This is a genomic window from Micromonospora sp. CNZ296 (assembly GCF_007827635.1).
Map to the genome: position 1 here is coordinate 237,043 of NZ_VISW01000006.1, position 13,410 is coordinate 250,452.

Annotated in this window: 15 protein-coding genes; 3 read left to right on the top strand and 12 right to left on the bottom strand. The window is 73.9% G+C overall.

The annotated features are described in order from the left end of the window. Positions 1-57: 57 nt before the first annotated feature. The 5 genes from FB455_RS12885 to FB455_RS12905 all read right to left on the bottom strand — a co-directional run bounded on the left by FB455_RS12885 (position 58) and on the right by FB455_RS12905 (position 4,618). Positions 58-696, bottom strand: a complete 639-nt coding sequence (locus FB455_RS12885) for a hypothetical protein (protein ID WP_145753494.1) — start codon at positions 694-696, stop codon at positions 58-60. Beyond that, the gene (locus FB455_RS12890; RefSeq protein WP_013286738.1) at positions 693-2,099 is read right to left on the bottom strand and encodes a selenium-binding protein SBP56-related protein; all 1,407 of its coding nucleotides are present in this window, start codon (positions 2,097-2,099) and stop codon (positions 693-695) included. Before FB455_RS12890 ends, FB455_RS12885 begins: the two co-directional genes overlap by 4 nt. A 16-nt stretch (positions 2,100-2,115) precedes the next feature. Then, complete coding sequence (locus tag FB455_RS12895; protein ID WP_145753496.1) at positions 2,116-2,841, bottom strand: ABC transporter ATP-binding protein; 726 nt, start codon at positions 2,839-2,841, stop codon at positions 2,116-2,118. After that, positions 2,814-3,536 (bottom strand): ABC transporter permease, encoded by a 723-nt coding sequence (locus FB455_RS12900; protein ID WP_486481530.1) that lies wholly within the window; start codon positions 3,534-3,536, stop codon positions 2,814-2,816. Before FB455_RS12900 ends, FB455_RS12895 begins: the two co-directional genes overlap by 28 nt. Before the next feature lie 110 nt (positions 3,537-3,646). Next, positions 3,647-4,618 (bottom strand): sulfonate ABC transporter substrate-binding protein, encoded by a 972-nt coding sequence (locus tag FB455_RS12905; RefSeq protein ID WP_013286735.1) that lies wholly within the window; start codon positions 4,616-4,618, stop codon positions 3,647-3,649. Between the two features lie 143 nt (positions 4,619-4,761). On the opposite strand from FB455_RS12905, the gene FB455_RS12910 reads away from it, so the two are divergent. Further along, positions 4,762-5,928, top strand: a complete 1,167-nt coding sequence (locus FB455_RS12910) for an LLM class flavin-dependent oxidoreductase (RefSeq protein WP_145753500.1) — start codon at positions 4,762-4,764, stop codon at positions 5,926-5,928. A gap of 149 nt (positions 5,929-6,077) precedes the next feature. Here FB455_RS12910 and FB455_RS12915 read toward each other — a convergent pair whose 3' ends face one another. The 7 genes from FB455_RS12915 to FB455_RS12945 form a co-directional block, all read right to left on the bottom strand. Continuing rightward, entirely contained in the window at positions 6,078-6,587 is a 510-nt protein-coding gene (locus FB455_RS12915; RefSeq protein ID WP_030268578.1) for an NUDIX domain-containing protein, read from the bottom strand. A gap of 34 nt (positions 6,588-6,621) precedes the next feature. Beyond that, positions 6,622-7,218, bottom strand: a complete 597-nt coding sequence (ybiA, locus tag FB455_RS12920; RefSeq protein ID WP_030268580.1) for a riboflavin biosynthesis intermediates N-glycosidase — start codon at positions 7,216-7,218, stop codon at positions 6,622-6,624. A 404-nt stretch (positions 7,219-7,622) separates the two neighbouring features. Then, positions 7,623-8,264 carry an SRPBCC family protein gene (locus tag FB455_RS12925; RefSeq protein WP_030268582.1) on the bottom strand — a complete coding sequence of 214 codons (642 nt, stop codon included), beginning with the start codon at positions 8,262-8,264 and terminating at the stop codon, positions 7,623-7,625. After that, positions 8,261-8,626, bottom strand: a complete 366-nt coding sequence (locus FB455_RS12930) for an ArsR/SmtB family transcription factor (RefSeq protein ID WP_013286730.1) — start codon at positions 8,624-8,626, stop codon at positions 8,261-8,263. The genes FB455_RS12925 and FB455_RS12930 overlap by 4 nt, the downstream gene beginning before the upstream one ends. Positions 8,627-8,745: 119 nt before the next feature. Beyond that, positions 8,746-9,420: a peptidoglycan recognition protein family protein gene (locus FB455_RS12935; protein ID WP_145753503.1), complete on the bottom strand. Its 675-nt coding sequence runs from the start codon at positions 9,418-9,420 to the stop codon at positions 8,746-8,748. An 88-nt stretch (positions 9,421-9,508) separates the two neighbouring features. Continuing rightward, positions 9,509-10,255 (bottom strand): lysozyme, encoded by a 747-nt coding sequence (locus FB455_RS12940; RefSeq protein ID WP_145753506.1) that lies wholly within the window; start codon positions 10,253-10,255, stop codon positions 9,509-9,511. Between the two features lie 126 nt (positions 10,256-10,381). Next, positions 10,382-11,857 carry a flavin monoamine oxidase family protein gene (locus FB455_RS12945; RefSeq protein WP_486481533.1) on the bottom strand — a complete coding sequence of 492 codons (1,476 nt, stop codon included), beginning with the start codon at positions 11,855-11,857 and terminating at the stop codon, positions 10,382-10,384. Between FB455_RS12945 and FB455_RS12950 the strand changes: the two genes are divergently transcribed. Both FB455_RS12950 and FB455_RS12955 read left to right on the top strand, forming a co-directional pair. Further along, positions 11,828-12,178: a YciI family protein gene (locus tag FB455_RS12950; RefSeq protein ID WP_013286726.1), complete on the top strand. Its 351-nt coding sequence runs from the start codon at positions 11,828-11,830 to the stop codon at positions 12,176-12,178. The genes FB455_RS12945 and FB455_RS12950 overlap by 30 nt on opposite strands. Then, positions 12,175-13,380 carry an RNA polymerase sigma factor gene (locus FB455_RS12955; protein ID WP_030268590.1) on the top strand — a complete coding sequence of 402 codons (1,206 nt, stop codon included), beginning with the start codon at positions 12,175-12,177 and terminating at the stop codon, positions 13,378-13,380. Before FB455_RS12950 ends, FB455_RS12955 begins: the two co-directional genes overlap by 4 nt. The last annotated feature ends 30 nt before the right edge of the window (positions 13,381-13,410 follow it).

The window sequence follows — 13,410 nt, forward strand, 5'->3', positions numbered from 1 at the left end:
GCCTTTCCTATTCAATCAGTAGGACTTTTCATCGATCCGTCGCAGGTGGCGGCGACCTCACGCCGCGCCGATCAGCGTCACCACGCCGGCCGCCACGAGCACACCGGCCCACAGCCGGTCGACGTTGAACCAGGCCCGGCGGAGCACACCGACGCCGAGCACCTCGTACACCAGCAGGGCCACGACCAGCGCGACGGCGAGCATGGCGACTGTGTGCACGGCGGCGGCGAGCAGGCCGGTCAGCGCGCCGGCCGGCGCGGCGGCGAGGTGCCCGGCGTGCGGGCCGGCGCCGGCCGCCGGTTCGGCGAGCAGCACCGGCAGCAGCATCAGGCCCGCGCCGTGCGCCGCGGACATCAGGAACGACCAGGCGGTGAGCTGCGCCGCCGACAGCCGCATCCCGGCCCACCGGAAGTGCCGCTCGGACAGCAGCCGCCACAGCCCGAACCCGACAAGCAGCACCCCGCCGGTCACCGCGACCAGCGTGCTCGCCGTCACCGACCGGGTGGCGCTGACCAGCGCGGCGACCACCGCCACCGACGCCAGGTGACCGGTCGCGATCGGCGGCAGGGCCGCCAGCAGCGCGGCCCGGCGGCGCTCCTGCAGGCCCCGGGCCACCGCGAACAGCCACCCCATCGCCGGGTTCAGGCCGTGGAACGCGCCGAGGCCGGCCAGCGCCGCCCAGGTCGCGCCGGTCACGGGAAGCAGTACGAGTCGGACGAGGCGTCGCCGCCCTGCAACCGGGTCTGGTGTACGCGCAGGCCGCGGAACTCCTCGCCGCGCGGGAAGAACCGCGGGTCCGGCACGAGGCCGCCGTGCTCCGGGTCGACGTCGAGCTTCGCCACCCAGGCGCCCACCCCGTCGGGGTAGAACTGGTCGTCCCAGGCGCCGTAGAGCGAGTTGCTGACGTAGACGCGGCGGCCGTCGCGGCTGATCTCGACCATCTGCGGCCCGCCGGCCAGCGGCTCGTCCGGGAACGCCGGGTGCGGGGTGCGGTTGACGATGCCGCCGAGGCGTACCGAGCCGACGCGTACCGGGTGGAACGGGTCGCTGACGTCGTAGCGGATCAGTTCGCCGGTGCCCCAGCAGGAGACGTGCAGGAACCTGTCGTCAACGGACAGGTCGATGTCGGTGACCAGCGGCGGCACCGCCCCGAACGGCTTGAGCAGCTCCGGCAGGTCGGCCGGGTCGGCCGGCTCGGCGGGGATGTCGATCACCTTGGTGACCGCCCAGGCGTCGCCGTCGCGGTGCCACAGCCAGATCGACGCGGACAGGTCCTCGACGCTGATCACCACGCCGACGAAGCCGTACGACTTCGTCGGGTCGTGCGCGGGCCGCAGCTCCAGCGGCATCTGGTACTGGTCGCCGAGGTCGACGCGCTGCACGTGCCGGCGCCTCGCCAGGTCCCAGAAGTGGATCGCGTGCCCGTACCTGCGGCCCAGCAGCAGCTCACCGACGATGCCGTCCTCGATCATCGACGGCGTGCCCCACTCGCTGGTGACCAGCACGTCCTGCGTGTAGTGCCACCAGAAGTCGTACGCCAGGAACTGCGGCCCGCGGTCGGCCTCCCACGCGCCGCGTACCTCGAACGTGGTGTGGTCGAGCACGGCGATGCCGCCCGGCCCCTCCTGCCCGTCGGCGCCGCCGAGCGCGGAGACGTAGATGCCGTCCGGCCCGCAGTGCACCGTGTGCGGGCGGGAGTACCCGGCACGCCTGCCGAGTTCCTCCGCTCCGATCACCTTGACCAGCTCGGGGCGGCGCGGGTCGGGCTTGGTGTCGAGCACGTGGATCCGGGACGAGCGCAGGCCCGGCACGATCAGGTAGCGGCGCTCCACGTGCGGGTGCGGCGCGGTCGGGCAGAGTGCGCTGCTGCACGCGTTCCACCCGAAGTGGTGCAGCTCGTCGCCGGTGTCCGGCAGCTCGGTCCAGCCCACCACCCGGCCGTACGAGCCGGAGTCCGGGTCGGTGTCGAGCACCGCGATGGCGTCGGGGCGCTGCCCGGCGCGGTCGAACGCGGCGACGTACGCGAGTTTCTCGGCCGGCGCGGCGGCGGCGAGCGCGGGGGAGGGGTAGAAGGTCGGGTCGGGTGTCCAGCGGGTCATGGGTTCTCCCTCGCGGTCAGCCGGCGGGTACGCCGAGGCGGTCGAGCAGGTGGCGGCGCAGCGCGCCGAGGGCCGGGTCGTCGGGGCTCGGGGACGGCCCGAGGCGTACCGGCACCTCTTCGGCGATCACGCCGTCGTCGAGGAGCAGGACGCGGTCGGCCAGCAGCAGCGCCTCCTCCACGTCGTGGGTGACCAGCAGCGCGGCGAAGCCGTGCTGGGCGCGCAGCGGCCGCAGCAGCCCCTGCATGCGCAGCCGGGTCAGCGCGTCCAGCGCGCCGAACGGCTCGTCCAGCAGCAGCAGGTCCGGTTCGCGGACCAGCGCGCGGGCCACCGCGACCCGCTGCGCCTGCCCGCCGGACAGTTCGGCCGGCCAGGCCCGGCCCCGGTCGGCGAGACCCACCTCGGCCAGCGCGCGGCCGACCCGGTCGCCCACGTCCGGTCCGGTCAGCCCGAGCGCCACGTTGTCTGCCACCCGCTTCCACGGCAGCAGCCGGTGCTCCTGGAACACCACGGCGGAGGTGCCGTGCAGCACGTGCTCGCCGCCCGCGTCGCCGTCGAGCCCGGCGAGCACGCGCAGCAGCGTGCTCTTGCCGGATCCGCTGCCGCCGAGCAGCGCCACCGTCTCGCCGTCGCCGATGGTCAGGTCGACCCCGGCCAGCACCACCGCCGGGCCGAAGGACCGGGTCACCGCGCGTGCGGTGAGCACCGGCCCGGTCAGGTCGCGCGCAGTCCGCGTCGCCACGCCAGCGTCCTCCTCTCCGCGTACCGGATGAGCAGGTCGGAGGCCAGCCCCAGCAGTGCGTAGATGAGCAGGCCGAGCACGACGACGTCGGTCTGGCTGAACTCGCGCGCCTCCATCATCAGGAAGCCGACGCCGGTCTGCGCGTTGACCTGCTCGCCGACGACCAGGCTGAGCCAGGCCGCGCCGATGGCCAGCCGCAGCCCGAGGAACAGCGCCGGCAGCGCGCCGGGCAGCACCACGTGCCGCAGCCGGGCCGCCGCCCCGAGACCGCAGGTGCGCGCCGCCTCCACCAGCCGCTCGTCGATGTCGCGGATGCCGGCGTACGTGTTGAAGTAGATCGGGAAGAACGCGCCGAGCGCCACGAGCGTGACTTTCAACGACTCGCCGATGCCCACCCAGATGATCAGCAGCGGGACCAGGCCCAGGTGCGGCAGCATCCGGGCCATCTGCACCGGCGGGTCGACCAGGTCGTCGCCGAGGCGCAGCAGCCCCGCCGCCGCGCCGAGCACGAGCGCCAGGCCGCCGCCGATGAGCAGGCCGAGCGCGGCGCGGGTGAGCGAGTCGAGCAGGTGCACGCCGAGCGTCCCGTCGCTCGCCAGCCGCCACCCGGTCGCCAGCACCGCGCTGGGCGCGGGCAGCTTCTCCGGCGCGAGCAGCCCGGTCTGCGCGGCGGCCTCCCAGGCGAGAACCAGCACGACCGGGCTCACCGTGCGCCGCCACCGCCGCGGGGCGCGGGCCCGCGACCGCCGCGGCGTCACCCGATCGGGTACGACCGCAGGACTCGCCTCGGCCAGCGCCGGACCGCTCACTGGAACGCCTCGTTGAACCGGCCGTCCACCCGCCCGGCGATGTCGACCGGTCCGGGCACCAGCTTCAGCTCCACGAAGCTGTCCGCGATGGCCTGCAACTCGGCGCCGATCTCCGGCGTGACCGGGGCGAGCGGCTTGGCGCTGCGGGCCAGCGCCCGGGTGGTCACGTCGAGCGGGATCTTCAGCTCCGGGGCGAGGACGGCGGCCCGCTCGGCCGGATGGGCGATGCCCCAGTCGGTGGTCTGCCGGTACGTATCCAGGAACGCCCGTACGTCGTCGGTGCGGTTCTTCACCGCGTCCGGCGCGGCCAGCACGTACTCGCGGTTGCCGGCCAGGCCGGTCGCGTCGGCGAGCACCCGTACGCCGGGCTGCTCGGCCAGCGCGAAGTAGGGATCCCAGATGATCCACGCGTCGACCTGCCCGTTGTCGAACGCGGGCCGTCCCTCGGCGGGCTTGAGGTACTTCACCTTGATGTCGGCGAGCGTCATCCGGTTCGCCTCCAGCAGCTTCACCAGCAGCCAGTGCACGTTGGAGCCCTTGTTCAGCGCTACCGTCTTCCCGCGCAGGTCGGCGAATCCACGATACGGGCTGTCCGCCTTGACCAGAACCGCCTCGCCCTGCGGGATCGGCTGGGAGGTGCCGACCACGGAGAACGGGATCTTCCCGGCGGCGGCGAACACCGGCGGCGCCTCGCCCACCTGGCCGATGTCGATCGAACCGGCCTTGAGCGCCTCGGTCAGGGCCGGGCCGCTCTCGAACAGCGACCAGGTGACGTTCTTCGCGTCGCCGCGCGCCTTGACCAGGCTGAGCCCGCCGAAGCGCTGATAGCCGATCCGCAGCGGGCCGTCGCCGCCGCCACTGGCGTCGGCCGCCTCGCCGCCGCAGGCCGTCAGCGCCGTCGCGGCGAGCAGCGCGAGGGTGGTGAGCAGCGCGGCCACCGGCCGGCGGCGCGATCTGGGGGTACGCATGGCGACTCCTCGGGGAGGGATGGGCCCGGCCGTCGGCGGGCGACAGCAACCTACCAACCCGATAGGTTTTATGGGTAGTGTGTCGGCGTGGTCGTCCCACCACTCAGGAGGCGACCCGCCCGATCCCGCACCGGAGGTACACCATGTCGCTCACCTTCCACTGGTTCCTGCCGACCTACGGCGACAGCCGGGACATCGTGGGCGGCGGCCACGGCGTACCGGTCGGCACCGCCGGCGGCGCCCGGTCCGCGAGCGTCGCGTACCTGGGGCAGATCGCCCGCACCGCCGAGCAGCTCGGCTTCGCCGGGGCGCTCACCCCCACCGGCGCCTGGTGCGAGGACGCCTGGCTGACCACCGCCATGCTCACCGAGGTCACCGAGCGGCTGAAGTTCCTCGTCGCGTTCCGGCCCGGCCTGCTCTCACCCACCCTCGCCGCGCAGATGGCGTCCACGTTCCAGCGCCTGTCCGGCGGGCGGCTGCTGCTCAACGTGGTCACCGGCGGCGAGTCCGCCGAGCAGCGCGCGTACGGCGACTTCCTGGACAAGGACGCCCGCTACGCGCGTACCGACGAGTTCCTGCACGTGGTGCGGTCGCTGTGGCGCGGCGAGACGGTCGACCACGACGGCGCCCACGTGCGGGTCGAGGGAGCCCGGCTCGACCGGGTGCCCGACCCGGTGCCGCCGGTCTACTTCGGCGGTTCGTCCGGCGCGGCCGGGCCGGTGGCGGTACGGCACAGCGACGTGTACCTGACCTGGGGTGAGCCGCCCGCGCAGGTGGCCGGCAAGCTGGACTGGATCCGCGGGCTCGCCGCCGAGGCCGGCCGCGAGCTGCGGTACGGCATCCGGCTGCACGTGATCAGCCGGGACACCGCCGAGGAGGCGTGGGCCCAGGCGCGCAAGCTGCTCGACGGCATCCCCGAGGCCGACGTGCGCGCCGTGCAGGAAGGGCTGCGGCGCAGCGAGTCCGAGGGGCAGCGGCGGATGCTCGACCTGCACGGCGGCTCCCGCGACGGGCTGGAGGTCTCGCCGAACCTGTGGGCCGGATTCGGCCTGGTACGCGGCGGCGCGGGCACCGCGCTGGTCGGCAGCCACACCGAGGTCGCCGACCGGATCGCCGAGTACCACGCGCTCGGTCTGGACGAGTTCATCCTCTCCGGCCACCCGCACCTGGAGGAGGCGTACTGGTTCGGCGAGGGCGTGCTGCCGATCCTGCGGCGGCGCGGGCTGTGGCGGCACCCGGCCGGCGAGCCGGAGACCGAGGCGCCGGCCGCCGTGCCGTTCTCACCCCAGCCGGTCCCGGCCCGCGTCTGACCCCGCCGCGCCCGTTTCCGGGCTGGAGCGTGCCGGGCCGTCCGGCGCTGCCGGATTCGTCGCGGTCAGGGCCGGGCGCTGCCCGGGGTCGCCTCGGTCAGATCGGGCGGCCCCCGGGTTCCGGTCAGATCGGGCGGCCCCGGTTCCGGTCAGATCGGGCGTTGCTCGGCGAGGAAGTCGGCCAGCACCCGGGTGTGCGTGGAGAAGGCCAGCTCGACCGGATCGGTGAGCACCAGCCACTCGGTGGCATCCTCGGTCGGCGCCGACGGCGGCAGGTCACCGAGCGGCCGCTCGGGCAGCACGCCGAAGACCATCATGGTGCCGCCCGCCGGAGCGCCGTGCACCGCGAACAGTCGCGCCTCGCCGGCCTCGGCCCGCAGCCCGGTCTCCTCGCGCAGCTCACGCACGAGCGCCTCGGACCACTCCTCGCCGTACTCGATGAAGCCGCCCGGCAGCGCGAGCTGCCCCCGGGCCGGTTCGATGTCGCGGCGTACCACCACCACGCCGAGCCCCTCCGGCGTGCGGACCGGCAGCACCGCCACCGCCACCGGCAGCGGATTGCGCCACACCGTCTCGCCGCAGGAGGAACAGACACGCGGCCACCCGGAGTCCGCCGGGTAGGCCGCGCCGCAGAACGAGCAGTGCGAGTACGCGGTCACGCCGCAGCACGTTACCCGGACCCCCGGCCCGGGGTCAGGCGTCACCCCCTCGGCCGGCGAGCGTGGCGCGCGCCTCCATCAGGGCGAACCCGAGCAGGTTGTCGCCCCGCCAGGTAGCCGGGTCGGCAGCCCGTGGATCGTCGGCGGTCAGGCCGATGCCCCAGATCCGGTCGGTCGGGCTGGCCTCGACGAGCACCCGGTCGCCGGTGCCGAGCAGGAACCGCCGCAACGGCTCGTGCCGGCCGAACTTGGCGACGCTGCCGGCCACCACGATCTCGTAGCGGCGGGCCGTCCAGATCGCCTCGTCGAAGTCGCGGACCTGCCGGCCGAGCGCCTTGGCCCGGTGCGGATGCCCGGCGGCCAGCACCCGCTCGGCGATCGCGTGGTCCCCGAAGAGCGTGGCCTTGTGCCACATCATCCAGTGCTCGGCGGTGGCGAACTCCCGGCCGTCGACTGTGAACGCCGCCGGCCACCACTGGCTCAGGCAGCTCGCGCCGACGCTGCCGTCAGGCCGTGGCCGGTGCCCCCAGAAGCGCAGGTACTTGACCGTCTGACCCGCGTCGAGCGCAGTGGTCAGGTCGGTGACGGAGCGGATCGGCATGCCCCGCAGTCTGCCCCACCCCACCGACATCCCACCGCCGCATTTCACCCCGGGGACGGCACACCGACGTCACCGTCCACCACGGACATCTTCGTCCGGCCCCGCCCTCCCCGCCCGCTGCCTCGGCTCGTCCGCTCACGTCGACATTCCGACCACGCGCGCCTCGCGACGTCGAGCCGCATTCGCCTGCCCGAGCGGCCCGCGCATCTTGACTGCAGACGCATCACGAGATCCCGAGAGATCTTGGAGCGAACGGGCCCCCATGAGGGCCATTTCCTACCAAGATCTCCAAGACCTGAGCCGCCCTCATCGTCGATCTTGCGCTTTGGTGCCCTTCATAACGTGCGTATCGGACATTCTGCGGGCGCAAAGTGCAAGATCGACGGGGAGAGGGGGGCGGGGAGAGGGGGGCGGGGAGGGGAGGGGCGGGGTGGTCAGGGAGTGGGGGCGCCTGTGTAGAACGCGGTTACTCGGGTGCCTGCGGTTTGGGCCTGCTCGGTGGGAGTGCCGGCCTCGATGCTTGCCGTCGTCCAGCTTCTGCTGGACTCGGTGACGAAGCGCAGGCCCTCGGGTGAGGCCATCCAGTCGGCTGCGGCGGCCGGGTCGACGCCCGTGCCGTCGATGGCGAAGTGGGAGGCCAGACCGACCAGTGCCAGGTCCCAGCCGATGCCGACCGCGCCCGGACCGTACTCGGCCCACCGCTGGTCGTCGACGTGCGCGACGTGTTCCAGCTCGAAGCGGGTACGCCCCGGTCCCGCCTCGCGCAGCCGTACCTCGATCCAGCTCACCTCGCCGCCGAACTCCCAGGTGGCGGCGAAGCCGTGCGGCGGGTCGCAGCGTTCGACGGTGCCGCCCGCGTTGCCCTCCAGCTGGTACCGGCCGCCGAGGCTCAGGTCGCCGGAGACCGGCAGGAACCAGCGGGGTATCCGTTCCGGGTTCGTGCACGCGTCGAAGACGTCGGCCACCAGCGCGTCGTACGTCTGGGCGATGGTGAGCACCCGCGCGTGCCCGGCGGGGAGCGTACGGTCGCCGATGCGGCGCTCGACGGCGCTGATCTGTCCGGTCACGTCGATCATGGTTCGGTCCTCTCGTCGTCGGTGGTGTCCTCACGCAGCCGTCGTTCGCGGCGGCCCCGGGCCAGCTCGGTGGCGAGCGCCGCCAGTGGCGGCGTCCAGAAGCGGCGGAACCCGTCCAGCCACGCGTCTATCTCGCGCAGCGGGCCGGGATCCACGGCGTAGAGGCGGCGGGTGCCCTCGGCGCGCACAGTGGCGAAGCCGTGCTCGCGCAGCACCTTGAGGTGCTGGGAGACGGCGGGCTGGCTGATGCCGAACTCGCGCCGCACGGTCTCGCCGAGCGTGCCGGCGGGCTGCTCGCCGTCCGCGAGCAGTTCCAGGATCCGGCGGCGGACCGGGTCGCCGAGAACGTCGAAGGCGTGCACGACCCCTTTGTATCAGACCCAGCTTATATAAGCGAGCGCTGACGCAGCGAGCGCTGACACAGTGGGCGCGCGCAACGCGGGGCGCCCGTCGCACCCGGGCGCCCCGCGTACCCCCGTGGTCAGCCGCCGAGACGGGCGGCGACGGTACGGCGCAGCTCCGGCAGGCGGTCGTGCAGCAGCCCCGGGCACTGCGTGTTGTTGAAGTCCTTGTGCCCGTAGATCTCGGTGGGTGCGATGCCGTACTGCTGGCAGGTGAACGCGCAGAACGTGACGAGGCTGTTCCAGAGCGCCTGGGGCGGCTGCACGTCCAGGTAGATGCCGTCGTTCTCGATGCCGATGGCCTGGCTGTTCTGCCCGACGCAGTGCGCGCCCTGCACCATCGTCTGGCCGTGCAGCAGCGCGTAGAGGCTGCCGTGCCGGCCCTCGGTCAGGTAGCCGCCCCGGCTGTTGGTGAAGTGCTGTCCGGAGTCGAGCCAGCCGTTGCCGTCCATGTGCAGGTTCTGGATGTCGCGGGAGTTGCGGTACGCCTGGGCGAGGCTGTAGTCGGTGGTGTTCGGGAATGCCGTGTGATGGACGATGATCTTGTTGGGCCGGCTGGTCACCACGCTCACCGGCGACGAGGGCGGGCGGGCGCCCCAGGTCGCGCAGTTGGCGATGGTCGGCTGGTCGACCCGGGTGGCGGCGGCCCGCGCGCCGGGGCCGGAGCCGATCTGGGTCAGCGCGCCGACGCCGGCGGCGGCACCGAGCAGGACCGCGCCGCGCAGCACGGTCCGCCGGGGTACGGGAACGGACATCGCAACCTCCTCGCGGAAGGGGAGCGCCGGATCGGCCGGTACGCCGGGCGTGGCGGGACCGGCACCGCCCGCCACGCCCGGGCCGGGGTCAGCAGGGTCCGTTGCAGGCCAGTACGCGCAGCCGGTCGAGCGAGCCGTTCCAGACGTTCTGGTCACCGGGGAAGACGCCGGAGGACGACCACTGCCAGAACGAGTACGTGCCCCAGCCCGCAGGCAGCGTGCCGACGCTGCTTGCGTACCGGGCGATCCACAGTGGGTTGTTGGCGGCGAACTGCGAGGTGTTGCCGGTGCAGGTGCTCCACCAGTCGGTGGTGGTGTAGATGGTGGCCCACCGGCCGGTGCGGGCGTAGTACTGGTTGACGAACGAGGCGATCCAGCTGCGCATCGACGCCTGGCTCAGGCCGTAGCAGGTCGCGCCGTACGGGTTGTACTCGATGTCCAGCGCGCCGGGCAGCGTCCGCCCGTCCTTCGACCAGCCGCCGCCGTGGTCGACGAAGTAGTTGGCCTGGGTGGCGCCGCTCGTGGTGTCGGGGCGGGCGAAGTGGTACGAGCCGCGGATCATCCCGACGTTGTACGAGCCGTTGTACTGCTGGGCGAAGTACGGGTTGGTGTAGTACGTGCCCTCGGTCGCCTTGACGTACGCGAACCGGGCGCCGTTGGCCCACGCCCCGGACCAGTTCACGTTGCCCTGGTGGCTGGAGACGTCCATGCCGGGCAGTCCGGCCGGGGCGGCGGAGGCGGGTGCCGCCCCGGACAGCGCCGCGGCGGCGACGGTGACGGTGGCGAGCAGCGCGGCTCCGGCCGCGCGCAGCGCCGATCGGATCGAACTGTGCATCTGTCCTCCCTGGGGGTTGCCGCGCTCCGGCGGCGGGAGTATGACGAAAGGAACTGTCGTCATTAGGGCACAGGGCGGAGAAACTTTTCAATAGACTCCATCGAAGAATCTCACTGGACAGGGTGCTCAGCCGAGCTGGGCGAGCGCCTCGGCGGCGGCGCGCTCGCCCGCGGTCACCGCGCCCTCCAGGTATCCGCTCCACCGGGTCGCGGTCTCGGTGCCGGCCCAGTGCACCCGGCCCACGGGCGTGCGCAGTTCCGGGCCGTACGCGCACCACGCGCCGGGTGGCAGGACGCCGCAGAAGCAGCCGCGCGTCCACTCGTCGGCCGACCAGTCGTACTCGACGAGGTCGTCGGGGCGCGCGGCGGCCGGGCCGAAGATCGCGGTGAGCGCCTCGCACAGCGCCTCCCGGCGCGCGTCCTCCGGCAGCCGGCGCAGCGCCCGGGCCTGCGCGCCGTAGCTGAACGCGGTGAGCACCCCGCCCGGCGCGTCCGGCAGCGAGTTGTCCACCGTCTCGGTGAGCGGCCCGGTGTCGGTGCTGGACACGCCGGAGCGGCCGTCGGCCCGCCAGAACGGCTCCGGATAGAGCGCGTGCACCTTGAGCGCCACACCCATCGGCATCCGCTGGGTCAGCCCGTCGCGCAGCGGCGGCAGCGGCGGGTCGTACCGGATCCGCCCGGCCAGCGTCGGCGCCAGCGCGATCACCACCGCGTCGCCGCGGTACGTCTCGCCGCCGACGCGCACCCGCACGCCGTCGCCGTCCTGCGCGACGCCGTCCACCGGGGCGCGCAGGCACAGGCTCCCCGGCGGCAGCGCGGCGGCCATCAGCTCGGCCAGCGCGGCCGGACCGCCGACCAGCCGGTCCTGCTGGGCGCCACCGGCCATGCGCAGCAGCGACCCGGTGCCGCCGCCGCTGCGCAGGTAGAACAGCATGTGCAGCAGAGAGACCTCGTCCGGTGAGGCGGCCAGCAGCCCACCGGCGAGCATCCGGCCCGCGTACCCGGCGGTGACCGGGTCGGCAGCGCTCGCGTCGAGCCAGCCGCCGAACGTGATCCGGTCCCACCGGGCCGCGTCGTCCGCCCGCCACGGCGCGGCCGGGTCGAGCCCGCCCGCCATCTCGTTGAGCGTGTCCAGCAGCGCGGACAGCCCGGGCGGCTCGCCGGTGGCCGGGCGTCCGCCGAGCAGCAGCGCCGCCGCGCCGTGCGCGGGGGAGGAGAACGTGGTCATTCCGTACGCGGCGACGAGCGCGTACATCCGGTCCTGGGTCGGGCCGATCCACTGCGCGCCGAGATCGAGCCAGCCGCCGCCGGGCAGCGGGCGGCTCAGCGTCCGGCCGCCCACCCGGTCCCGGGCCTCCAGCACCCGCACCTCGGCGCCTGCCGCGTCCAGCGCGAGCGCGCAGGCCAGACCGGAGAACCCGGCGCCCACGACGACGACCCGGTGGCGGCGCACGGGACGGCGTACCCCGCTCCCGGCCGGATTCACCCGGCCCGGCGTGTCGAAACGGGCATCAGTCGTTCGTGTGGAGGGTGAGAGGGCGGCGCGGGGCCGTCCGGTGACGAGGAGAAGCCGATGAAGCAGTACCTGATCAGCATGTACCAGCCGGCCGGCGAGGGCCGCCCGGACCCGGAGTTCCTGGCCGGGGTGATGCGCGAGGTCGAGGCCATCGGCCGCGACCTGCGGGAGGCGGGGTGCTGGGTGTTCGGCAACGGCCTGCACGACCCGCAGACCGCCACCGTGCTGCGCCCGGCCGGTGACGAGGTGCTGGTCACCGACGGGCCGTTCGCCGAGGGCAAGGAGTACCTGGGCGGCGTCACCATCATCCGGGCGCCCGACCTGGACGCCGCGCTGGACTGGGGCCGCCGGTACGCCCTCGCCACCACGCTGCCGATCGAGGTCCGCCCGTTCCAGGGCGAGGGATGACCGACGTCGAACGCGTCTTCCGGGCCGAGTACGGCCGCGCGGTTGCCGTCCTGGTCCGTCTCCTCGGCGACATCGACCTCGCCGAGGAGGCGGTCCAGGAGGCGTTCACTGTCGCCGTGTCGCGGTGGGCCGCCGACGGGCCGCCGCCCAGCCCGGCCGGCTGGATCATCACCACCGCCCGGAACCGGGCGGTCGACAGGTTGCGGCGCGAGGCGACCCGGGCGGCCCGGCACGCCGAGGCCGCCCTGCTGCACGCCGCCGACCCGCCCGCCGAGGAGGGGCCCGTGCCCGACGACCGCCTGCGCCTGATCTTCACCTGCTGCCACCCGGCGCTCGCCGCTCCCGCCCGGGTGGCGTTGACGCTTCGCCTGCTCGGTGGCCTGAGCACCGCCGAGATCGCGCGGGCCTTCCTGGTGCCGGAGCCCACCATGTCGCAGCGCCTGGTCCGGGCCAAGGCGAAGATCCGCGACGCCGGTATCCCGTACCGGGTGCCGCGCGACGCGGACCTGCCGGACCGGCTGCGCGGGGTGCTGGCAGTGGTGTACCTGATCTTCAACGAGGGGCACACGGCGAGCGCGGGGGAGCGGCTGGGCCGCGCCGAGCTGGGCGCCGAGGCGATCCGGCTGGGCCGCCTGCTGGTGACGCTGATGCCGGACGAGCCGGAGGCGCTCGGCCTGCTCGCGCTGATGCTGCTCACCGAGGCGCGCCGCGCCGCCCGGACCGGCCCGGACGGGGTGCCGGTGTCGCTGTCCGAGCAGGACCGCGGCAGGTGGGACCGGGAGCTGATCGCGGAGGGACAGAACCTGGTCCGCCGGTGCCTGCGCCGGGACCGGCCCGGGCCGTACCAGATCCAGGCCGCGATCGGCGCTGTGCACGCGGACGCGCCCACCGCCGCCGTCACCGACTGGACCCAGATCCTCGCGCTCTACGACCAGCTCGCCGCCGTCGCGCCCGGGCCGGTGGTGGCGCTCAACCGGGCGGTCGCGCTGGCCGAGGTACGCGGACCGGCGGCGGGACTGGCCGAGGTGGAGCGTCTGGACCTGGCCGGTTACCACGTGTGGCACGCGATCCGGGCCGACCTGCTGCGCCGGCTGGACCGTCCGAAGCAGGCACGGGTCGCGTACGACGCGGCGATCGCCGGCACCGGCAACGCGGCGGAGCAGACGTTCCTGCGCCGCGCCCGCGACCGCATGCCGGGATGATCGCACCGACCGTGCACGTAGGAGGGCGGT